The sequence below is a fragment of the Marinobacter sp. B-12 genome, assembly GCF_056857915.1.
The window spans coordinates 1-22,222 of sequence record NZ_JBSXOB010000045.1 but is presented as its reverse complement, the minus strand read 5'-3'; the positions used below and the strand labels follow the sequence as shown (position 1 = coordinate 22,222).

The following is a 22,222-nucleotide window of genomic DNA, read 5'->3' as shown; positions in this document are numbered from 1 at the left end:
GGGCACGCTCATGGAGCGCACCCCGCGCCTTCGCCCGGGGTTCCGTTTCCAGTGGGAGCCGGCCCAGAAGGCCCACGTATTGCTGTATCCTGAAGGTATGGTACGGCTGAACGACAGTGCCGGGGCGGTGCTGAACGAAGTGGATGGCCAGCGCACCGTGGCCGATATTGTCGCTATCCTGGAGCAGAAGTTTCCCGATGCGGGATCCCTGGCAGACGATGTCAGCGATTTCCTCAAGGACGCTGAACAGCAACACTGGATACTGTTTCCATGAATCGGCACGACACCATGCCGGCGGGTGATCGCCCTGGTATTGGTCCGCCACTGTGGCTGCTGGCGGAATTGACCTACCGCTGCCCGCTGCAATGCCCATATTGTTCCAACCCACTGGATTTTGCGCAGACCCAGCAGGAATTGAGCACCGATGAGTGGGTCAGGGTGCTGCGCCAGGGCCGTGAGATGGGAGCAGCCCAGCTGGGCTTTTCCGGGGGCGAGCCGCTGGTGCGTCAGGACCTGCCGGAACTGATTGCAGAGGCACGGCAACTGGGCTATTACAGCAACCTGATCACCTCGGGGTTGGGGCTCACCGAAGCCAAAGTTAATGCTTTCCGTGACGCCGGGCTGGACCATATCCAGGTCAGTTTCCAGGCTTCGGACCCGGAGCTGAACAACGCCGTGGCCGGCTCCCGCAAGGCGTTTGAACAGAAACTGGCGATGGCTCGAGCGGTAAAAGAGGCGGGTTACCCCATGGTGCTCAACTTCGTAATCCACCGACACAATATTCACCAGATGAACGATATCATCAGCTTGTGTGAGCGATTGGGCGCGGATTACGTGGAGCTGGCTACCTGCCAGTACTACGGCTGGGCGTTCGAAAACCGCGAGGGGTTGATGCCCTCCAGGGCACAGCTGGAAAAGGCTGAGGCCGACGTAAACATCTATCGCAAGCGTCTGGCAGATGACGGCTCGGCGATGAGGTTGATCTTTGTTGCCCCGGACTATTACGAGGAGCGGCCAAAGGCCTGTATGAACGGGTGGGGCAGCCTGTTCCTCACCGTGGCGCCGGATGGCACCGCCTTACCCTGCCACAGCGCCCGCCTGTTGCCCATTGAGTTTCCCAATGTGCGGGATTCCTCGCTACACTCGATCTGGTATGACAGCCCGGGTTTCAACCATTACCGGGGGGACAGCTGGATGCCGGAGCCGTGCCGGTCCTGCGACGAAAAAGGGAAGGACTTCGGCGGGTGCCGATGCCAGGCCTATCTGCTTACCGGTAATGCCGACAATGCAGACCCGGTTTGCAGCAAGTCACCCCATCATGACCGCATCCTCGCCGCCCGCCAGGCGGCGGACCACGCCACCGCCGGGCTGGAGGAGCTGACCTATCGCAACGCCAACAACTCCCGGTTGTTCTTCAGGGGCTGATGCCGGGAATCCGCCCCGGTCTCCGTCGCTGTCAGCCGAACAGGCATCTGCGGCGTTTACCCAGCGCGGGTGGGTGACGGCCAGCCAAATCGGCGTATTCTGGCTGGAATTCGACCCTGACAGCGGTCACAACCTGCTCCGAAAAGTGAGTGGTGAGAGTCCTCAATGGGTTACTCCTCCAACTTTTGGTATTCGCAGCCAGGTCAATGGTTACGGCGGAGGTGCGCTGTGTGTCGGGCCCGACACGCTGTACGCCGTTGAGGCATCCCAACAGCAGATTCATCGTATCGATCCTGTTACGGGCGCCACAAACGCTGTAACACAGGATACGGGCGCCAGCTTTGGTGGGCTGGTATGGGATCCGCTTCATCACCGCACCCTGGCCATACGTGAACGTTCGGGTTGTCAGCAGTTGGTGGCGGTTCGAGACCACAACGAGGTTGTGCCCCTGCACGACAGCGAGGATTTTTACGGCGCACCGGCGCTCTCCGCCAGCGGTGAACGCATGGCATGGATCTGTTGGTCGTTACCGGATATGCCCTGGGTGAGATCCGTTCTATGGACTGCGGATGTTAATGAAGACGGGCAGTTGGTCCACGCCCGTTGTTGGCCCACATCACAAGAAGGCAGCGTGCAGCAGCCTGTATTCGATGGTGAAACACTGTACGTGCTCTCGGACCACGAAGGATGGTGGCAGGCATGGCGCGTGTCGTGGCGAGATGAACGGGCCAGGTGGACTTGCCTGGACACGACCCCAGCGGACCACGCAAGTGCACCCTGGCAATTGGGCGAACGCCATTATTGCCCGTTAGGGCGGGACGGTTGGGCCTGGGTGCGCTACCTAAACGGGGTTGGGGAGCTATGGCTGAAGCGGTCCGCCGGCTTATCGCCGGAAAGGGTTGTGCCTGATTTCAACGACTTCCGACATCTAACGGTTTTCGAAGGCCAACTTTACTGTGTTGCCCGATCGGCGTCCCGTCTCGACTCGGTATTGGCGGTGGATCTGGCAACCAAGCGGGACCGTCTGCTGGCAGGGGGCGAATCGCCGTTCGCCGATATGCCCATTGTTGCGCCTGAATTCTTTCGGGTGCCTTCATCGAGTGGAAGCCAGGAAGAGGTAGGTGGGTTTTTGTATCCGCCCGTCGATGGTCCATCTGAAAACTGCCCACCGCCGTTGATCCTGATTGCTCACGGTGGGCCCACGTCGACGGCCTGGCCGGTCTTCAATCCACAGGTCCAGTTCTGGTGCCACCATGGCTTTGCGGTCGCCGATGTCAATTATCGCGGCAGCGCGGGATTTGGCCGCCGCTTTCGCATGGCACTCGCTGGCAACTGGGGCCAGTCCGATGTGGAGGACATGGAGCGGGCAGCGGACCACTTGGTAGCCACTGGCAGGGCTGACGCCAGCCGGTTGTTTATACAGGGCCGTAGCTCTGGCGGATATACCGCGTTGATGGCGATGATTCGCAGTACACGGTTCCGGGCCGGTGCCAGCCTGTTTGGTGTTAGCGATCCGGCCCATCTGAGGGAGGTGACGCACCGATTTGAGTCAGGCTACCTGGACTGGCTGTTGGGTGCGCCGAGTGATTATCCAGAGCGCTGGCATGAGCGCACACCCGTTCAGCAGGCGCATCGCATCCGCAGGCCGATGATCTTTTTTCAGGGTGGCCAGGATCGTGTGGTCGTGCCCGAGCAGACCCGGGAAATGGTACGAGTTCTGGAGCAGAACGCGCAGCCAGTGGAGCTCTGGTGGTTTGAGGACGAAGGGCACGGTTTCCGGCAGCAGAAAAACCAGGTTGCCCTGTTGGAGAATCTGCTCACTTTCTACTGTCGAAATAGCCAAAAGTGGAATGATGGCGGGTAACGCTTAAGGTAAACTCAGGGTCTATACAATAACAACAGCAACAGCAACACCGAAGAGAGCGCCCATGAGCTACGACATTTCTGCCCTGCGCAAGTTTGTGTCCCCCGAGATTGTCTTTGGTGCCGGCTCACGCAAGGCGGTAGCCAACTTCGCCAGTAACGTTGGTGCCCGCCACGTGTTCCTGGTATCAGACCCTGGTGTGGAAAAGGCTGGCTGGGTTGCGGAGATCATGGATATCCTGGTGACAGCCGGGCTTCGTGTCACTGTTTTTACCGGTGTTTCTGCCAATCCGAAAGTGGATGAAGTCATGGCCGGAGCAGAGCTGTACAAATCCAATGAGTGTGATGTCATTGTCGCCATTGGTGGCGGCAGCCCCATGGACTGCGCCAAGGGCATCGGCATCGTCAGCGCCCATGGCCGGAACATTCTCGAGTTCGAGGGTGTGGACACCATTACCTCGCCGTCGCCGCCAATGATCCTGATCCCTACCACGGCCGGCACGTCCGCCGATGTGTCGCAGTTCGCGATCATTTCCGACCCGGACCGGCGCTTCAAGTTCTCCATTATCAGCAAGGCGGTAGTGCCGGATGTATCGCTGATCGACCCGGAAGTGACGGAAACCATGGACGCCTACCTGACGGCCTGTACCGGGGTGGACGCCATGGTGCATGCTATTGAGGCCTATGTGTCCACAGGTAGTGGGCCGCTCACTGATACCAACGCCCTGGAAGCGATCCGGCTGATCAATCGCCATCTGGAACCGCTGGTCTTGAACACCGCCAACGTACACTTGCGGGAGCAGATCATGCTGGCCTCCATGCAGGCCGGCCTGGCGTTTTCCAATGCCATCCTGGGGGCGGTGCATGCCATGTCCCATAGTCTGGGTGGGTACCTTGATTTGCCCCACGGACTTTGCAACGCCTTGCTGCTGGAACACGTTGTGGCCTACAACTACACCTCGGCAGAGGATCGATTCCGGCGGGTGGCGGAGGCCATGGATATCGACACCCGCGGTATGTCGAAACCGGTGATCAAACAGCGTTTGATGGGGCGAATCATCACGTTGAAACAGGCCGTGGGGCTGGAGGCCAAACTGGGCAAGCTGGGCGTGACCACGTCTGACATCCCTTACCTGTCGGGCTTCGCACTGCAGGACCCATGCATCCTGACCAATCCCCGCAAGTCCTCACGCCGTGACGTCGAAGTTGTTTATGAAGAAGCCCTCTGATTCCAGCGACGCTGACTACGACATCGGCGATCTGCTCGGCCTTGGCAGCCAGTCGGTACGCAAGAATTACTACCCGGCCCTGCAGGAACGGATCGATGAACTGGAAAAGGAGCGCAACCGCTACAAATGGCTGTTTGAAAACGCCCTTCATGGCATCTTCCAGGCCAACCTCCGCGGTGGCTTTGTGGCCGTTAACCCGGCCATGGCGCGGATCTGCGGCTACGACAGCGCCGAGGCCCTGGTGGCCGGGGTTATCCGCTTGCGCGAACAGCTGTTCTGCAGTTCTGGTGAGTTTGATGCCATCCGGCAGGAGTTGCTGGACAATGGCAGCCTCAGTGCAAGGGAAACCAGACTCAGGCGGGTGGACAATACGCCAGTGCATGTGGCAATCACGTTGTTGCGGCGGCCAGACCTCGGCCCGGAAGTGGTGGAAGCCTTTGTCGCCGATATCACCGAGCGGCACCAGGCGCGGGAAAAGTTACGTCAGCTCAACGCGGATCTGGAGCGCCGTGTGGAGGAACGCACCGACGAGCTGCAGAACGCCAACGTGGTGCTACGTTACCAGATCGAGCAGCGCGAACGGGTGGAGCGGGAGTTGGTGGTGGCTGTAGAGGCCGCCAAGGAGGCCAATGAGAGCAAAGACAAGTACCTCGCGGCGGCCAGTCATGATTTACTGCAACCTCTGAATGCGGCCAGGTTACTGGTGTCCGCCCTGATGGACAGCGATCTGCCTGCGGACGAGAATCGACTTGTTCAGCGAGTGCAGCGGTCACTGGAAAGTGCCGAGGATCTGCTGGCGGATCTTCTGGATATATCCAAACTCGACCAGAAGGCCATGCGACCGGACTTTGTCCATGCCGACATCGGCGAACTGATGCGAGGACTCGCCCAGGAATTCGAACCGGTGGCTGAGAACGCGGAACTGCACTTTCGGGTACGCTCTGGCGCAGGTTACGTGCGTACTGACCCGCGAATGCTCACTCGAATACTCCGCAACCTGTTAAGCAACGCGTTTCGTTACACCCGTGAAGGTGGGGTGCTTTTTGCTGCCCGCAAGCGTGGTCCCAACCTGGAAATCGGGGTGTGGGATACGGGCGTGGGTATCGAGCAGGAAAAGCTGGAGGATATCTTCCGGGAGTTTCACCAGATACTGCCGAAGGGCGGTGGCCGCCAGGGGGTGGGCCTGGGATTGGCGATCGTTGAGCGAATGGCGAGGGTATTGGCCTGCGACATCCGTGTGGATTCACGTCATGGCAAAGGCTCCTGCTTCAGTGTTCTCATTCCCCTGGCCCGCTTCACAGAAGCGTCCGCCAGCGGCCTGAAAGCGGAGCCTTTAGCGATTGCGCCGGCGTTCTTCGACGGACTGCGTGTTCTGGTGATCGACAACGAAGAGCCAGTACAGGAAAGTATGCGGGCTCTGCTGGAACGCTGGGGTTGTATGGTTGCCACAGCGGGTAGCGCGGCGGATGCCGTGGCGCATTGCAGTGGCACCGATATCATCCTGGCCGATTTCCACCTGGATGAGAACCTGACGGGTTGTCAGGCGGTGTGCGCGGTTCGGCGTCACTTTGGTCGTGATATACCGGCCGCCATCATTACCGCTGATCGCAGCGATGAAACACGCCGGCTCATCAGTGCACAGTATCTGCCTGTGCTCAACAAGCCGGTCAAGCCCAACCGCCTTCGGGCGCTGGTATCCAGTCTTGCCACATCCCTGAACTCAGAATCGCAATGACGGTCTACACTTTATTCTGTCAATGTTCGTTTTGTCAGGAGAGTGTGCCATGTCCGGTTCGGAAAACGCCCTTACCAATCACGAAGTGACTGTTTGCCTGTCTGGCGGTGCCGTCCTAGGGCCCTTTAACGCCACCTGGTCGAGGGACGAGGGAGGAGACGTGCGGGAGCTGGTGCGGGAGTATGACGGTTTCCTTCAGGGGGAGAAGCAACATCGCTTCAAGTTTCACCTTCACGACACCTATACCAACACGGTTCATACCCTGATCCTGAATTTTGATCAGGTTACCGGCATTTGCGACCATGTCAGACTGAAGTCACCGCCAAACGGGTGAGCCCCAATGCCTGTGAACAGAGGAGGATGTCATGACGAATTTCAGGACTGAAAAAGACAGCCTGGGCGAAGTACGCGTTCCTGAAGAGGCTCTTTGGGGCGCACAGACCCAGAGGGCCGTAGAGAACTTTCCGGTAAGTGGCTTGCCGATGCCGCCGGCGTTCATTGCGGCGGTGGTAAGAGTGAAGCAGGCAGCCGCAGATGCCAACGCCAGCCTCGGTTTATTGGATAACGATCTGAGAGATGCGATTGTCGCGGCCGGCGATCGCCTGATAAACGGTGAATTCGCTGACCAGTTTCCCATAGATCGTTACCAGACGGGGTCAGGCACCAGCACTAACATGAATGTGAACGAGGTCATCGCAGCCCTGGCAGCAAGGGAGGATGTCGAGATTCACCCCAACGATCACGTCAACATGAGCCAGAGTTCCAACGACGTGATCCCGACGGCCATCCATATCAGTGCCCTGGCAGGCATTTACGAGCGTTTGATTCCGGCGCTGACCCACCTGTGCGGGGTTATTTACGAACGTGAGGCATTGTTTGCGAATCAGGTTAAAACCGGCCGCACCCACCTGATGGATGCCATGCCGGTCACCCTGGGGCAGGAGCTGAGAACCTGGCGGGAGCAATTACTCGCCGCGGAAAAACGGCTTGAGACCGCGGCTGAGGATTTACTCGCCGTACCCCAGGGCGGGACTGCCGTGGGAACCGGAGTGAATGCACTGGAAGAATTTCCGGGGCAGTTCATCAAGTTCCTCACTTCCAATACGGGTTACCATTTCCGCTCCCTGGAACATAAATTCGTGGGGCAGAGTGCCATCGACGCGCCCGTGGCCCTGTCGTCCCAACTGCGGGGGCTGGCCATCGTACTGACCAAGATCGCCAATGACCTGCGCTGGATGAACAGTGGGCCGATTCACGGTCTGGCGGAAATCAGCCTGCCGGCCCTACAGCCAGGCAGCAGCATTATGCCAGGCAAGGTCAACCCGGTGATTCCGGAGTCGGTGGCCATGGTCGGGGCCCAGGTAATGGGACTGGATAGCACCGTTGCCCTGGCCGGGCAATCAGGCAATTTCCAGTTGAACGTGATGTTGCCGTTGGTGGGCGCCAACCTGCTGGACATGATCGAACTGCTGACCAATGCGTCAACCATACTCGGTGACAAGGCGATCCGGGATTTTACGGTGAATACCGATCATCTGGACGCAGCGGTCGGCAAGAACCCTGTACTGGTCACCGCGCTCAACCCCGAAATCGGTTACAGCCTGGCGTCGGATATTGCTAAGGAAGCCTATCAGACTGGCCGACCGGTGATTGACGTGGCGGAGGAGCGCAGTGGCCTTGACCGGAAGCGGCTGGAGGAACTGATGGACCCGCTGAAACTGACCAAAGGCGGGCTTGCCTGAGGCCTGCCGCCGGACGGTCCTGACGGAGAGTGAGCCGATTGCTGATTTCTATCGAGCTCCTGGTGATGCTGGTGCTGGCAAATGGCGCACCGGTACTGGTCGCCCGGCTGTTTGGCCGGCGCTGGTCGGCCCCTGTTGATGGTGGCAGGCTATGGCGGGACGGGCAGCCGGTGCTGGGACGAAGCAAAACCTGGCGTGGTGTTGTGTCCGGTGCATTGGCGTGTAGCTTGTTTGCATGGATCACCGGAATAGGCGTCGTATTTGGCCTTGCATTCGGAATGCTTGGGCTGATGGGCGATATCATCAGCAGTTTCATCAAGCGTCGTGCCGGTCTTGCCTCCAGTGCCCGGGCGGTTGGGCTTGACCAGGTTCCAGAAGCCCTGCTGCCAATGATCCTGGCGTGGTTTTGGCTGGGGCTGGACTGGTTCACTGTGGCGGTTGTCGTGGTGCTGTTTACCGTGTCGAATATCCTGCTGTCGCCCGTACTGTACCGCCTGGGTATACGCCACCAGCCGCATTGAGCTCGGGCTTCAGCCGGGGCCCCGAGTCAGGGTGTGTACCGTCACTTCCGGCGGGCAATTCAGCCTTACGTTGACCACCGACGTACCTGCGCCTGGGGAGGTATAGCCCTGCATGCCGTTGCGGCGCCAGTAACCACGGCCGAGTTCTCTGGGACAGTCGGAATCCAGGGTCACGGGGATGCCACCGGGCAGGCAGATCTGACCGCCGTGGGTATGGCCGCACAGAAAAATGTCGTAGCCCGCATGGGCAGCCTCGCGCCAGATTTCCGGTGTGTGACTCAGCAGAACGCTGATACCACCCGTGGGAATCTCGTCTCCTGCCCGGTGCAGATTATGCGCCTTGTAGAAATGGGCATCGTCCACGCCCGCCAGATAAAGCTTATCGTCGCCCCGCTGCAGCACTGCATGCTCATTCATCAGCAGGTGATAACCCATGTCCTCAAGACCAGGAACCATGCGCACGCTGTCGTGATTGCCCAGTACAGCGTAGGCTTTGCCGTGAATGGCACTCCGCAGTCTCGCCATACCGTCCATGGCACCCTCAATCGAGCCCCAGGTGAGGCGCCGGTAATCGCCAGTGAGCACACACACATCATATTTGAGGGGCTCGATTTGACGTATCACGGCCTGCAGGTTGGCCTCATCCATATCCACGTGGAGGTCGGTAAGGTGCAGAATGCGGAAGCCTTCGAACGCTTGGGGCAGGCTTGGGATGTGAAACTGATTGTGGGCGGTATCCAGCCGGCGGCTGTTGTGCTGGCCTCGACGGAACAAGCCCGCCAACTTCAGGCAGGCGCTGATGAAACGTGGAGCTGAGGTGATGTTTTCCAGATGGAACGACTGGTGGCCAGGCCCGAACACGCGAGCTTCCGCTTCCCGCTCGATACCGAGGCGCTGGCGCGCGTGTACCGGGCCAAGGCGGAGGCTCAGGCGATACTCCAGGAGTTCATCCTGATTGTCTGGTGTATGAGCCCGGGCGGTCATTGCTGGTCCTGTTGGTTGTTGGAAACGTTACCTGTCACGATCCGGTCAACCCGTCTTTTCATTATGGTCGGGACTGGGACTGATGCAACCGGGAAGTCATAATGTTCATCATTCTTAATACACGTTGCCACGATAAGAGCGTTCCATGACCAAGGGTATATACGCCGGGGCCTTGCCAGCCTGGCACATTTTCCTATTGTTTCTGCGTCTTGGCCTGACGTCTTTCGGCGGTCCGGCAGCCCATTTGGGGTTTTTCCATGACGAATTCGTAAAGCGCCGGCGATGGTTGTCGGACGACGCCTATGGCGAGGTAGTGGCATTGTGTCAGCTATTGCCTGGACCTGCCTCCAGCCAGGTGGGGTTAACCCTGGGGTTTCTCCAGAGAGGTTATAGTGGCGGCGCTGCGGCCTGGCTTGGCTTTACCCTGCCATCGGCACTATTGATGACGCTGTTTGCGCTCGGCCTTGGCCTGTGGCCGGATGCAGGGCAGGGTGGCTGGATAGCCGGCCTTAAGTTGTTTGTGGTCGCTGTGGTTGCCCAGGCGGTTTGGCAGATGGGCAAAACCCTGTGCCCGGATGCTCCGCGCCTGTCGATTGCCGTGGTGGTCGCGGTTGTTCTGTTGATGGCGGGCGCAGCCTGGATGCAGATACTTGTCCTGCTCGCAGCCGGCGCGGTGGGTGCTGCGATGCAACTGCCGCAAAAGCGCGTGGAAGAATCATTGACCATACCGGTTCAAACCCGGCGGCCTATGACGTTCCTGGTGGTATTTTCAGTGCTGCTGTTGATGGCATTCGTTCCCCTGGCTTCCGGCTCCCTGGCCTGGATCTGGTCTGAGCTCTATCGCGCGGGGGCCCTGGTGTTCGGGGGTGGTCATGTGGTGTTGCCCTGGCTGCAGGAGGGGTTTGTGGCGCCCGGACACCTGTCGGCGGATACCTTCCTGGCCGGTTACGGTGTCGCACAGGCCATGCCCGGACCACTCTTCACTTTCTCAGCGTTTTTGGGTGGTGTCGAGAGTGGGTGGACCGGTGCCGCCGTGGCTGTGGTCGCTGTTTTCCTGCCGGGAACCCTGCTGGTATTTGCCGGTCTACCCCTGTGGTCGTATATTCGTAGCCATTCAGTTGCACGGGCGGCCCTGGCTGGGGTGAATGCCGGTGTTGTCGGACTTCTGCTGGCGGCGCTGTATGATCCGGTGTGGACCTCTGCCGTACACGATGCAGTGGGAATTGCGTTTGTCCTGCTGGCATGGGTTTCCCTGGCGATATGGAAGGTGCCGGTCTGGATACTGGCACCCGGCAGCGCGCTGGTGGGCTTGCTGGTTTTCTGATGCCCCAAAGTGGGGGTAGCTAAAACCGGTCAGGAAGGCCACACTTGGACATTGGAAAACTAAACGAACGGTAATGATTCAGAAGCAGAGGTTGATTATGTCCACATCCTGCACAATTCCGGGCTTGAATGTACCGAAAAGCCGCTTTCCGGAGCCTGAAAGTGATTTGCCAACCGGCGATAACCGCGAGCAAAGGGTCGTGCTTGGCGGTGGCTGTTTCTGGTGTGTGGAAGCCGTTTTCCTGGCGGTGAACGGCGTTAGCCGGGTGGAATCCGGCTATGCCGGGGGCAGAGCGGATACCGCCAACTATGAAGCAGTGTGCAGCGGCCAGACCGGCCACGCGGAAGTGGTGGATGTTCATTACGACCCGCAGACCGTCAGCTTCGGGGAAATCCTGAAGGTATTTTTCTCAGTGGCCCACGACCCAACCCAGCTTAACCGGCAGGGAAACGACCGTGGCACCCAGTATCGGTCCGCCGTTTTTTACGAGAATGACGAACAGAAACAGGTGGCAGAAGCCTACATTCGCCAACTGAACTCGGCGGGCGTTTATGATAATCCTCTGGTGACGACCCTGGAGCCGCTGGATGCCTTTTATCCGGCGGAAGACTATCACCAGAATTTTGCCGCACGGAATCCACACCAGCCCTACATCATGGCTGTTGCGGCACCAAAGATGGAAAAGCTTGTGGACACTTTCGGTGACCAGCTCAAGCCTGGTTACACCGACAACAATATTGCCTGAGGAGGCTGCTATGAGCGTTTCTGCTGCAGGCTATGACCTGACCCCGCTAACGCCACAAAAAGTGGACGAAAAGGCCGCAGGCCTGACGGACGAGGAGCGCCGCGTGTTGCTCGATCATGGCACCGAGCGGCCATTTTGCGGCACCTTGTTGGACAACAAGAACGCAGGCGTATACTACTGCCGATTGTGTGAGTTGCCGCTGTTCAGTTCCGAGTCCAAATTCGATTCCGGTACTGGCTGGCCGAGTTTTTTCCAGCCCTTCGACACCGACCACATCCGTTACATTGAAGACAACAGCATGGGCATGGCTCGAACGGAAATCCGTTGTCCGCGTTGTGATAGCCATCTGGGGCATGTGTTTCCAGATGGCCCGCCGCCAACCGGTCAGCGCTACTGCTTGAACTCGGTGGCGATGGTGTTCAGGGAGAACCAGGCCTGATTGGCCTGGTCAGCGGATCACTGTTGACACCAGATAGCTGGTGTAGCAAACGTACACAATCAACAGCAGCACGCCGTCCGGTCGCCCGATGGTCCGGGATTTACCGGTCAGCCCAAAGCTCATCAACAAAAGCCCAACGGTGAGGGCCGTCATCAGGGTCCAGTCGCGGTAAAGCACTTCCATATCCACGGCCAGGGGCTCAATGGTCGCAGCAAGGCCAACCACGGCGAGGGTGTTGAAAATGCCAGACCCCACGATGTTGCCGAGTATCAGGTCGTGCTCGTTTTTCTTGACGGCTGCCAGGGCCGAGGCCAGTTCCGGCAGTGAGGTACCGATGGCAACGATAGTCAGCCCGATGATCAGATCGCTGACGCCCAGGCCCTGGGCAATAAACACCGCCCCCCAGACCAGCATGCGCGAGCTCACCAACAGAAGAACCAGGCCGACAACCAGCCACATCAACGCTATTTTCAATGGCATTGGGTGGGCAACCAGTTCGGAGTCGGTCTCGCCGATCAACGAGTCCCCCTTGCCCTGGATGCCTTGATAGATGGACCAGCCCATGACGGCTGCGAACACACCAAGCAGCACCCAACCGTCGAGTCGGGTCAGGTTGCCATCAATCAACTGGTAGCCGGCGATGGCCGTCAGAACCAGCAGCAGCGGAAGTTCCTTTCGAATCACCTGAGAATGGACCGTAATAGGGGCGATCACTGCAGTAAGGCCGACGATCACTGCGATATTGGTGATGTTAGAGCCATAGGCGTTGCCCAGCGCCAGCCCCGGGTTGCCATCGAGTGCGGCCATGGCTGACACTGCCAACTCAGGCGCAGAGGTGCCGAATCCGATGATCACCATACCAATCAGCAGCGATGGCATACCGAGGTGTTTGGCGGTGGCCGCCGCGCCTTCAATGAAGCGGTCTGCGCTCCAGACAAGTAAAATCAGACCAGCGATGATTGCTGCGATTGCCAAAAGCATAAAGGGTGCCCTGTTGGTGTAAGCCGCACGGTATGAGACTAAAGTGGCGGTGATATCGTTGCGCGCAGACGCGAGAATGTAACAAAGATCGTCCGGCGAGCGCATTTTAAACGTTTGACCTACGCACGGCCACCGTTGGTAAATGAAATCAGCACGTTGGCCCTTGCCACATGCGCCGGCGCACTCAGCTCCAGGCGGGTTCCGGTCGCAAGTCAGTTGTTAATCGCAATTTATTATCCGGTCAAAAAGCGGGATAATCGCGCCGCAACTTCAAAGCCCCTCTACTGATCGTGGGCGGGTAACAGGCTTTAAACTAGCTAGGGTGATAACCAATGGCCGTTAGACAGGCAGATGTAGTGCTGGTCGGCGGGGGCGTCATGAGCGCCACCCTCGGCATGATGCTCAGGCAGCTCGATCCCTCCCTGGACATCGTCATGGTTGAACGTCTTGATCACGTAGCCCATGAAAGCACCGACGGATGGAACAATGCAGGGACCGGACACGCCGGCTACTGCGAACTCAATTACACCCCCGAAACCGAAGATGGCGATGTTGCTATTGAGCGGGCGTTGAAGATCAATGCCTCGTTCGAAGTGTCTTTGCAATTCTGGTCCCATCTGGTTGAGCAGGGCATGCTGCCGGACCCCAAAAGCTTCATTAACCGAACCCCTCACCAGAGCTTTGTATGGGGTGAAGATGGCGTGAAGTTCCTCAAACGCCGCCATGAAAAGCTCAGTGCCCATCACCTGTTCCGCGAAATGGAATACACGGAATCGCCGCGGGATCTGGAAGAGTGGATGCCGCTGGTGGTCAATAACCGGGATCCAATGCAAAAGGTAGCCGCCACTCGAATCAAGCACGGTTCAGACGTGGACTTTGGCTCTCTTACCCGCAGCATGGTGGAGTTCCTGGAAACCACGCCGAATTTTGAGCTGATGCTGAGCAGTCCCGTGCATTACCTGGCCAAGCGTGACAATGGCCGCTGGAAGGTGCGGGTGAAGAACCAGAAGACCGGTGAGCTGACGAAGCTAGAGGCGGGGTTTGTCTTCCTGGGTGCCGGCGGCGGAGCGCTGCCGATGTTGCAAAAGTCCAACATCGATGAATCCAAGGGCTATGGTGGTTTCCCCGTCAGTGGTCAGTGGCTGGTTTGTCAGAAGCCGGAAATCGTTCAGCAACATCACTCCAAGGTGTACGGCAAGGCACCGATCGGGGCGCCGCCGATGTCGGTACCGCATCTGGATACCCGTATCATCAACGGTGAACCGGCGCTTCTCTTCGGCCCCTTTGCCGGCTTCACCACACGCTTCCTCAAGCAGGGCTCGGTATTCGACCTATTCGGCTCGGTCCGCTCAGCGAACCTTCGTCCTATGTTATCGGTGAGCCGTACCAACATGGACCTGACTCGCTATCTGATTGGTGAAGTGTTCCAGTCGCACAGCGACCGCGTGGCTTCCCTGCGCAATTACTTCCCGGACGCCCGCGAAGAAGACTGGCGCCTTCAGGATGCTGGCCAGCGTGTGCAGATTATCAAGAAGTCACTGGAAGGTGGCGGAAAGCTGGAGTTCGGCACCGAAATTGTGGCGGCGCAAGACGGTTCCCTGGCAGCTTTGCTTGGCGCATCACCAGGGGCTTCAACGGCTGTCCAGGCCATGATCGATGTGATCCAGCGCTGCTTCCCGGATCGTATAGAATCCCCGGAGTGGCAGGAACGCATGAAAGTGATGGTGCCTTCCTACGGTCAATCGCTGGTAGACGATGAGCAATTACTTAACAAAGTGCGGGAACGAACGCTCTCAACCCTGAAATTGAGCTGATATTCCCAAACGATCTAATACCTGCGGAAGCGCTGGCAGTCCTGGCTTAAAAGCCGGGGCTGCCGGCGCTTTTCGGTTTTTGGGCGCCGGGCCCGGTTGCGATTTGCGCCTGAAACGTTAGGTTATAAGGAAACACCACCAAGGAGAACGAACATGAGCGAGCAAGAATTCGATCCGAATAAAGGCTATATCGCACTCCTGGGATGGAGCTTGAACGCGGTGGAAGCGGCCGACAAATTTGATCGACGATATGTGGTGGTTGCCCCCGATTGGGCAGAGGCATACTGCAAGGAACATGACATTCCCTACGTGCCATGGAATTTTGAGCGGCTGAACGACCGGTCTGTTGAAATTGCTCAGACACTCAAAGAGATGGGCGTTAATGTGGCTATTCCCTTGTTTGAGGAAACCGTGGAGTGGGCTGGTGCTATCAACTCGGTTCTGATGGATCAGCCAAAGCTGTTTGGCCAGTCCATGTTGTTGCGAGATAAAGCTTTGATGAAGCGCCGCGCCCAGCTGGGCGGTATTCGTGTGGGGATTTTCGAGGAAGCCCACGACCGGGACGACGTTATCCGTTTCCTGAAGCGAGTCAACCAGACCCTTCTGAAGCTGGACGGTGACCCGAATGACCCGATCCACCTCAAAGCATTCGACAAGGCCGGTTGTCTGGGCCACCGGGTGATCCGTACCCCGGATGAAGTGGATACCATTCCCGAGGAAGAATTTCCGGTGCTCATGGAATCCCACCTGGACGGTTGGGAATTTGCCGTCGAGGCCTGGATTCACAACGGCAAGATCGCGTTCCTGAATATCTCGGAGTATGTGACCCTGGGTTACTCGGTGTTTGTACCGGCTACGCCGGACCTGGAGAAATACCGGGAGCAGATTACCCGCGAGATCGAAAAACTGATCAAAACGTTCGATATCGAGTTCGGGTTCATTCACCCAGAGTATTTCGTGACCAGCGACAGCACCATGTACTTCGGTGAGGTGGCGTATCGGCCACCGGGCTTCAAGGTGTTCGAGCTGCTTGAACGTGCATACGGCTTCAATGCCTATCAAGCACTGATCATGACCTTCGACCCGAAAACCACCGCCGAAGAGGTTAAAGCCTTCTTCCCGAAAGAGGTCGTGGATGCCAAAGGTTATGCCGGCTGTTTCGGCGTGTATCCGCGCCGCCGGGTGGTCAGCCAACTGGAAATGCCGGAAGAGACCGAGAACCACGATTACTTCGAATCCCACGAACTCACGCCGCCGCTGGAAGAGACAGTTACCAAGCGTACCGCCTTTGGCACGCATTGGGGCCTAGTTTACTTCTTCGGTGAAGACCCTTATGTCATGCGTGATTTACTGAAACATCAGGAAGAACTGGATTTCTATGTATAATTCCGGAAGGAATTAACAACAACGGGCCTGGTCCAGGCCCTGAGGAAGACAGTTTGAGCAATTCCGACGCTGGAAACCCAGCCCCCGTCGTCAATTTCGACAAGCTGGTGCAGCGACTGGACGACGCGATTGCGGCTCTCGATGAGAGTCGCGCTTTCGCCAAGCCAGGTAAGCTTCCCCGACTGTTTGACACAGTTCGACGGGTTTTGCTTCAGCCTGAGGGTTGCCTTGCGTTGCAGGAGCGATCCGAATGGCTTGAGCGTTCTGGTGTGTTTCTTGGAACCGACTGGGCGGATCCCGCCATCCTGTTGCCGTCATTGACGACCTATTCCCTGCAAAGCCCCCATGCCGATACAGTCATCATCGAAGCGCTCAGTGAATTGCGGCTGCTGGCGGTTGCCCGAGGCGATTATCAGCATGAATCATTCTCCGCGGAACAGGCGCATCACTACCTGACTCAGGTGTTGGCCATCAACCTGAACTTGCTGTTTGGTGAGTCTGGCGAGGCCGAACGGGAACAGGGAAAACTGGCACTTGTCAGCCGCGCGGTGGTGCAGCATATTGCCACTCAGATTGGCTATGAGCATGTCATCGATCAGCTCATCGAAGAGATCTGGCGAATCCTGCAGCAGCGCCCGATCCAGGTCAGCAGCGTGCGGCAGATGATTACCCAGATTGCGCTGTGCCGCATTGATCCCGATGTGGATCTCGGTGGTGCGGGGCAGGGTGCTGAACGTCTGATTTCGAGCCTTTACGGGCCGACACAGGCATGCCGTGAAGACCCTGGCATTTCTGTGTACCAGGAACGGCTGCAGTCCATGGACGCTGTGGCCCTGCAAAGCGAAGCGACCGGTTTTGCCCGTTCCATGCATGACACCGGACTGGTATCTCCCTATCACGCCACCTTTGTCCGCCACATTCTGGAGCGGCAGGATGCGCTGCTGACGGAAGCCCTGGGCCTGTCCAGTACCGGCCGTGATTGCCTGCTTTGCTACAAGGATCTGGTGCACGAGTTGATCAACGAGGGTGTCTATCCGGAAACAGCCCAAGGTCTATATGGCCTTGCGTTAATGCTGGAGCGAGGCATTCTCTATCAGCCGCCGCTTGCGCCCGCGCTATGGCGCCAGGCCAAGCTTTCTATCTGCACGCAAGCCCGTGAGCGCATCCAGTTGGCGTACGGCTATCAGCCACAGCCGAAGGCGTGGCTGTTGCAGGGGGTGCTAAACATGCTGGGCCAGCCCCTTGGCGTGGGGCAGGGAAACAACCCTACCTGCCAGTCAGCCCGGGCGCTGTCCATGTGGGCGTACAACGATCCGGACTATCTGTTGCAGATGGTGGCCTGGGCCGCCCGCGACAACGAAATTATCATGCACTTCGAGGGCGTCCCGGTTTCTTCGTCCAGCAGTCAGGGAGGTGTGGCCTCCGAAGTAACGCTTGACCTGGACCCGGTTTCGCTGGTGGTAGTACCGCACCTTGACCGGATTTACGCAGAAATGGGCCGCCTGTGTATGTACCGTCAGGGCGACCCCCACCAGTGGGTTAACCCCGAATTCCATGGCTGGTCCGCCGGCCGTGGATTCCGCATTAACGTGGACGTTGCAACCGGGGACCTGGAAGAGCTGGAAACGTTCCTGCGGCATTTCTATGCCAGCTACCACCCCTACTACAATGGCAACCAGCCCCTGATCCACCCGCAACCGGCCGGCGTAGCTATTACTGACAGCGCTGCTAGATTCATTGGCTGGCACGCCATCACCATTCTCCGTGTGACCCTGGACCCGGAAGACGTCATGCGAGTGTATTTCTTTAACCCCAATAACGACAGCGGTCAGAATTGGGGTGACGACGTGGTGGTCAGTACCTCCAGGAAAGGTGAACGGTTCGGTGAGGCTTCCTTGCCCTTTGAACAGTTCGCCTCGCGGCTGTACATTTTTCACTTCGACCCCCTCGAACGCGGTGAGCCCGCAGACGTGGGCGAGGAGGAATTGGCGCGGGTGATCAGCCGCATTCACCGCAGCTGGGGCCGGGACCGGTTGCCGGCAGAGACACTGCAGGCAGAGCCCCCGCAGGAAGGATAGATCCAACCAAGACAGAACGGGAGAGATGATGACCGCTGAGGCCAGTAACTGCCGAAACGGCGCCAAGCTGTTTGTTCGCGCCCTGGAAAACGAAGGTGTTCAGTACATCTTCGCGGTGCCGGGTGAAGAAAACCTGGATCTCCTTGAGGCCTTGCGCGAATCCAGCATTGAGCTGGTTCTCAATCGCCACGAACAGGCGGCGGGCTTTATGGCCGCGACCTACGGGCGCCTGACAGGCCGCGTGGGCGTTTGCCTGTCGACCCTGGGCCCCGGTGCCACCAACCTGGTAACAGCCGCCGCCTACGCCCAGCTTGGCGGCATGCCAATGATGATGATTTCCGGGCAGAAGCCCATTAAATCCTCCAAGCAGGGGTTGTTTCAGATTCTGGACGTGGTGGACCTGATGCGGCCGCTTACCAAGTACACCCGCCAGATCAGCAATGCCAACACCATCCCCGCCAAGGTGAGGGAAGCCTTCCGGTTGGCTTCGGAAGAACGCCCGGGTGCGGTCCATCTCGAATTACCCGAAGACATCGCCTCTGAGGTGTCAGAGAGCGATACCCATATCTTCCAGCCCAGTGATGCCCGGCGACCCACTGCCAGTACCAAAAGCCTGGACATTGCCTGTGACATGATCAGCAAAGCCAGATACCCGCTGATCATGATTGGCGCCGGTGCTAACCGAAAACGGGTTTCCCAGGCCCTGATCCATCTGGTCAACGTGACCGGCATTCCCTTCTTCACCACCCAGATGGGCAAGGGCGTAGTGGATGAACGCCACCCCCGCTACCTGGGGAATGCGGCACTCTCGGCCGGTGACTTTGTGCACTGCGCCATTGACCACGCTGACCTGGTGATCAACGTCGGGCACGATGTGGTTGAGAAGCCACCCTTTTTCATGCATCCCGGCGGCAAACAGGTTATCCACGTGAACTTCAGTGCCGCCGATGTGGACCCGGTCTATTTTCCCCAGCACGAAGTGGTGGGCGACATTGCCAACAGCGTCGAATACCTGGCTGAACAATGTGGCCAGTGCTCTTCACACGACTTCCGCCGGTTTATGGAAGTGAAGGCTTCTGTGGACCGCCATATGGCCGACAAAGCAGACGATGGCCGTTTCCCGGTCATTCCCCAGCGCATCGTCAACGACGTACGCCAGGTCATGCCGGATGACGGCATCATCGCGCTCGACAACGGCATGTACAAACTCTGGTTTGCCCGCAACTACCCGGCTTACGACAACAACACCGTACTGCTCGACAATGCCCTGGCCTCCATGGGCGCAGGCCTGCCCAGCGCCATGATGGCGGCCATGCTATACCCGCACCTCAAGGTGATGGCAGTGTGTGGCGATGGTGGCTTCATGATGAATAGCCAGGAGTTGGAAACCGCCGTGCGGCTGAAACTGAACCTGGTGATACTTATCATCAACGACAATGCCTACGGCATGATCAAATGGAAGCAGGCCCAGGAGGGCTTCGAGAACTTCGGGCTGGATTACAACAACCCGGACTTCGTGAAATACGCCGATGCCTACGGTGCCACCGGCCATCGAATCACCCGCACTGAAGACCTGCGGACGACGCTGAAGAACGCACTGGCCTCGGGTGGTGTACACCTGATCGATGTGCCCGTGGATTACAGCGAAAACCGCCGTGTGTTTGATGAAGAATTGGTAAACCTGACCTGTAACCTCTAAGGCCTATAGTATCATTCGCCCAGTATTGAACGTTGATTGAGGATGGGCGAATGAGTTACTCGTGGTTCAGAGTGGTGGCACTAACGCTGGCAGCCGTTGTGGTCACCGGGTGTAGCAAGCCGGAAACGCCCCAGGAAGTGGCTGCCGAATTCTGGCAGGCCATGTCCGAGAAAGATGCGGATACCGTTGCTGACCTATCGACGCTGGCCGCCGCCTCTGCCTTCGATAGCTACGCCCGGGACTGGTCTGACATCGTGCCCGATTTTGGTCGGGTGGTCATTGACGATCGCGAGGCTACGATTGTAACCCGCTTGCCCGCTGAAGACGGCGTCCCCGGCGAGCGCCGGGAAGTAAATACCTACCTTGTGGAGCGGGGCGGCGACTGGCTGGTGGACTACGACCGCACTGGGGAGGCGATAATGAATCCGTCTCCGTTTGCAGGTCTAATCGGAGAAATGAGCCGCTTGGGCGATCGCTTGACGGCCAGCTTCGGACAGTCTTCCGATGACCTTTCTCGCCAGATGGACGCCATTGCCCGCGAATTCGAGGCGTATTCCGACCAGACCCAACGCCGGGCAGAGCAGGCCATGGAAGAGTACGGCCAAGCCCTACGGGGGCTGATGGAAGAGTTGGAAAAATCCATCGAAGAGGCGCTGGAAGACAACCAGCGGGCGCCAGAGAGAGATCGAAGCGCCCTGCAGCGAACCGCGGCGGACCTCAATCGAAGCAGCGGCAGGCTGGATGAGCCGGATTTCGACGCCTTTGTCGACAGTTCTCGCGCGTTAGCCGAGGCCGGAGCGCGCTTCTCGCGCCTGAGTGACGATACCTTCAAAAGCTACAAGCGCACTTGGGACGCCAAACTGGACGAAATCACGGAGCGTACCCGGGCATTTTTTGAAGAACTTCATGGAAGCGGGTGATAACCCTGAGTCATAGAACTGTCATATTGCTCTGGTGTACTGAAGATGTGTTAGTCCCTGAAAGCGACTATAGGAGCACCTGCTCCACTGCATCTTTGGGCCAACGGACGGCTCCTTTTTCCGCCTCTGGCATTACCCTGCCAGCCCGGTAACCACAAACCAGCCGGTCACCAGCGTGAGCGATGTGGCTACAATCGCCAACAACCCGTCCCTCGCTACGATTGCCAGCCCAAAGGCCGTCAACGCAGCGCCGCCGCCATTGGCGCTGAAGGGCACCACCTCCATTGCGGGCATGGCCAGAGCCACCAGCATGCAGATAATGGCCATCATATAGAGCCCTGGCCCATCTGCCAGAAACACCAGGCGCGGCCCCGTCCAACGATCCAGAAAACGAGCCGGTTTTTGCAGCCAGTCCAACCCCTTCAAGAGCTTGTCCTGGGGCACGGAGCGCTGGGAAATCCACGAGGGCATCCAGATGGTGTGTCTGCGGAACAACAGTTGCCCCAGTGTCAGCAGAACCACCAGCCCCAGAATGGTTGGAACCCCGGGAATGTCGCCGATCAACGGCGCCAGGGTGATCAGCCCAGCGACGAGCACCACGGGCCCGAACGAACGTTCCCCTACGCCATTAAGGATATCGTGCACCGACACTCGCCCGGTCCCGGTCGCAGACTCGCGAATCTGCTCCAGTAGCTGTTGCATGTTGGTAGGGTCACCATTATTGCGCATAGATGGGGCTCTTCCTCGAATCAGAGTAACGTCTGCCAAATCGGGCCTTTAAAACCTACCATTCCCAGTAATCGGAAAACAGCAAATGTGGCCGAACAGCGGCGGAAAGGATTGAAGCCTTTGCAGACCAGGACTAATCTCGACCCAGTGATAACAAAAACTTCAGAACCCGGAAATCCCCATGGCAGATTTATTCAACGTTGACTGGATGCTCACCCTCAACAACCTGCTGTTGATGGCCATTGCCTATCTGCTGGCGTTCCCTATTGGTTTTGACCGGGAAGAGCAGGGGCCCAGAATCGGCCTGAGAACCTTCCCCCTGGTCGCCGTGGTGTCATGCGGCTTCATGCTCGTTGGCCGCGCTGTCATCGACTCCCCGGGCGAACAGGGCCGGGTCCTGCAAGGCATCGTCACCGGCATCGGCTTCATTGGTGGCGGCGCGATCCTCAAGGACGACAGTCGTGTTATCGGTGTCAACGCCGGTTTAAAAGTGACCCACTTATTGGCAATATCGCCGGTTGAAAACTGACCCACCCTTGGCGTTTAAGTGTTGGTTAATAGATCCTGGCTGCTGGCTGAGATCGGTGCGATACCCGCCATTTTCTTGT

20 protein-coding genes are annotated in these 22,222 nt (G+C 58.3%); 17 read left to right on the top strand and 3 right to left on the bottom strand.

Annotated elements, in window-relative coordinates; all coding sequences use genetic code 11:
* Window positions 1–10 precede the first annotated feature (10 nt).
* From pqqD to AC13D2_RS06965, 8 genes are all read left to right on the top strand, one after another.
* Window positions 11–274 (top strand): pyrroloquinoline quinone biosynthesis peptide chaperone PqqD, encoded by a 264-nt coding sequence (gene pqqD / locus AC13D2_RS07000; protein WP_482938401.1) that lies wholly within the window; start codon window positions 11–13, stop codon window positions 272–274.
* The gene (gene pqqE, locus AC13D2_RS06995) at window positions 271–1,425 is read left to right on the top strand and encodes a pyrroloquinoline quinone biosynthesis protein PqqE (RefSeq protein WP_482938379.1); all 1,155 of its coding nucleotides are present in this window, start codon (window positions 271–273) and stop codon (window positions 1,423–1,425) included. Before pqqD ends, pqqE begins: the two co-directional genes overlap by 4 nt.
* Before the next feature lie 73 nt (window positions 1,426–1,498).
* On the top strand, window positions 1,499–3,289 hold the full coding sequence (locus AC13D2_RS06990) for a S9 family peptidase (RefSeq protein WP_482938378.1): 1,791 nt from the start codon (window positions 1,499–1,501) through the stop codon (window positions 3,287–3,289).
* 64 nt (window positions 3,290–3,353) lie between these two features.
* Window positions 3,354–4,517: an alcohol dehydrogenase-like regulatory protein ErcA gene (gene ercA / locus AC13D2_RS06985; protein WP_036206008.1), complete on the top strand. Its 1,164-nt coding sequence runs from the start codon at window positions 3,354–3,356 to the stop codon at window positions 4,515–4,517.
* Entirely contained in the window at window positions 4,501–6,252 is a 1,752-nt protein-coding gene (locus tag AC13D2_RS06980; RefSeq protein ID WP_482938377.1) for a PAS domain-containing hybrid sensor histidine kinase/response regulator, read from the top strand. Before ercA ends, AC13D2_RS06980 begins: the two co-directional genes overlap by 17 nt.
* A 49-nt stretch (window positions 6,253–6,301) precedes the next feature.
* Window positions 6,302–6,586: a hypothetical protein gene (locus AC13D2_RS06975; protein WP_292048702.1), complete on the top strand. Its 285-nt coding sequence runs from the start codon at window positions 6,302–6,304 to the stop codon at window positions 6,584–6,586.
* A gap of 31 nt (window positions 6,587–6,617) precedes the next feature.
* On the top strand, window positions 6,618–7,994 hold the full coding sequence (locus AC13D2_RS06970; protein WP_292048701.1) for a class II fumarate hydratase: 1,377 nt from the start codon (window positions 6,618–6,620) through the stop codon (window positions 7,992–7,994).
* Between the two features lie 38 nt (window positions 7,995–8,032).
* Entirely contained in the window at window positions 8,033–8,515 is a 483-nt protein-coding gene (locus AC13D2_RS06965) for a CDP-archaeol synthase (RefSeq protein WP_420389575.1), read from the top strand.
* Window positions 8,516–8,524: 9 nt separating this feature from the next.
* Here AC13D2_RS06965 and AC13D2_RS06960 read toward each other — a convergent pair whose 3' ends face one another.
* On the bottom strand, window positions 8,525–9,499 hold the full coding sequence (locus AC13D2_RS06960) for a metallophosphoesterase (RefSeq protein ID WP_292048699.1): 975 nt from the start codon (window positions 9,497–9,499) through the stop codon (window positions 8,525–8,527).
* A gap of 145 nt (window positions 9,500–9,644) precedes the next feature.
* On the opposite strand from AC13D2_RS06960, the gene chrA reads away from it, so the two are divergent.
* The 3 genes from chrA (at window position 9,645) to msrB (ending at window position 12,007) form a co-directional block, all read left to right on the top strand.
* Window positions 9,645–10,823, top strand: a complete 1,179-nt coding sequence (chrA, locus tag AC13D2_RS06955) for a chromate efflux transporter (RefSeq protein ID WP_292048698.1) — start codon at window positions 9,645–9,647, stop codon at window positions 10,821–10,823.
* Between the two features lie 97 nt (window positions 10,824–10,920).
* Complete coding sequence (gene msrA, locus AC13D2_RS06950) at window positions 10,921–11,568, top strand: peptide-methionine (S)-S-oxide reductase MsrA (protein ID WP_292048697.1); 648 nt, start codon at window positions 10,921–10,923, stop codon at window positions 11,566–11,568.
* Window positions 11,569–11,578: 10 nt separating this feature from the next.
* The gene (gene msrB / locus AC13D2_RS06945; protein WP_292048696.1) at window positions 11,579–12,007 is read left to right on the top strand and encodes a peptide-methionine (R)-S-oxide reductase MsrB; all 429 of its coding nucleotides are present in this window, start codon (window positions 11,579–11,581) and stop codon (window positions 12,005–12,007) included.
* 9 nt (window positions 12,008–12,016) lie between these two features.
* Here msrB and AC13D2_RS06940 read toward each other — a convergent pair whose 3' ends face one another.
* Window positions 12,017–12,988: a calcium/sodium antiporter gene (locus AC13D2_RS06940; protein WP_292048695.1), complete on the bottom strand. Its 972-nt coding sequence runs from the start codon at window positions 12,986–12,988 to the stop codon at window positions 12,017–12,019.
* 332 nt (window positions 12,989–13,320) lie between these two features.
* Between AC13D2_RS06940 and mqo the strand changes: the two genes are divergently transcribed.
* From mqo to AC13D2_RS06915, 5 genes are all read left to right on the top strand, one after another.
* Window positions 13,321–14,802, top strand: coding sequence for a malate dehydrogenase (quinone) (mqo, locus tag AC13D2_RS06935; RefSeq protein WP_482938376.1), 1,482 nt, complete (start codon window positions 13,321–13,323; stop codon window positions 14,800–14,802).
* 153 nt (window positions 14,803–14,955) lie between these two features.
* A complete protein-coding gene (locus AC13D2_RS06930; RefSeq protein WP_007153140.1) occupies window positions 14,956–16,188 on the top strand; it encodes an ATP-grasp domain-containing protein in 1,233 nt (410 codons plus the stop codon).
* 53 nt (window positions 16,189–16,241) lie between these two features.
* Window positions 16,242–18,266: a hypothetical protein gene (locus tag AC13D2_RS06925; RefSeq protein ID WP_482938375.1), complete on the top strand. Its 2,025-nt coding sequence runs from the start codon at window positions 16,242–16,244 to the stop codon at window positions 18,264–18,266.
* 28 nt (window positions 18,267–18,294) lie between these two features.
* Window positions 18,295–19,965, top strand: coding sequence for an acetolactate synthase large subunit (locus AC13D2_RS06920; RefSeq protein ID WP_482938374.1), 1,671 nt, complete (start codon window positions 18,295–18,297; stop codon window positions 19,963–19,965).
* Window positions 19,966–20,015: 50 nt separating this feature from the next.
* Window positions 20,016–20,885 (top strand): hypothetical protein, encoded by an 870-nt coding sequence (locus tag AC13D2_RS06915; RefSeq protein ID WP_482938373.1) that lies wholly within the window; start codon window positions 20,016–20,018, stop codon window positions 20,883–20,885.
* Window positions 20,886–21,017: 132 nt separating this feature from the next.
* Here AC13D2_RS06915 and AC13D2_RS06910 read toward each other — a convergent pair whose 3' ends face one another.
* Window positions 21,018–21,614, bottom strand: a complete 597-nt coding sequence (locus tag AC13D2_RS06910; protein ID WP_482938372.1) for an exopolysaccharide biosynthesis protein — start codon at window positions 21,612–21,614, stop codon at window positions 21,018–21,020.
* 181 nt (window positions 21,615–21,795) lie between these two features.
* On the opposite strand from AC13D2_RS06910, the gene AC13D2_RS06905 reads away from it, so the two are divergent.
* Window positions 21,796–22,143 carry an MgtC/SapB family protein gene (locus tag AC13D2_RS06905; protein WP_482938371.1) on the top strand — a complete coding sequence of 116 codons (348 nt, stop codon included), beginning with the start codon at window positions 21,796–21,798 and terminating at the stop codon, window positions 22,141–22,143.
* Window positions 22,144–22,222 lie beyond the last annotated feature (79 nt).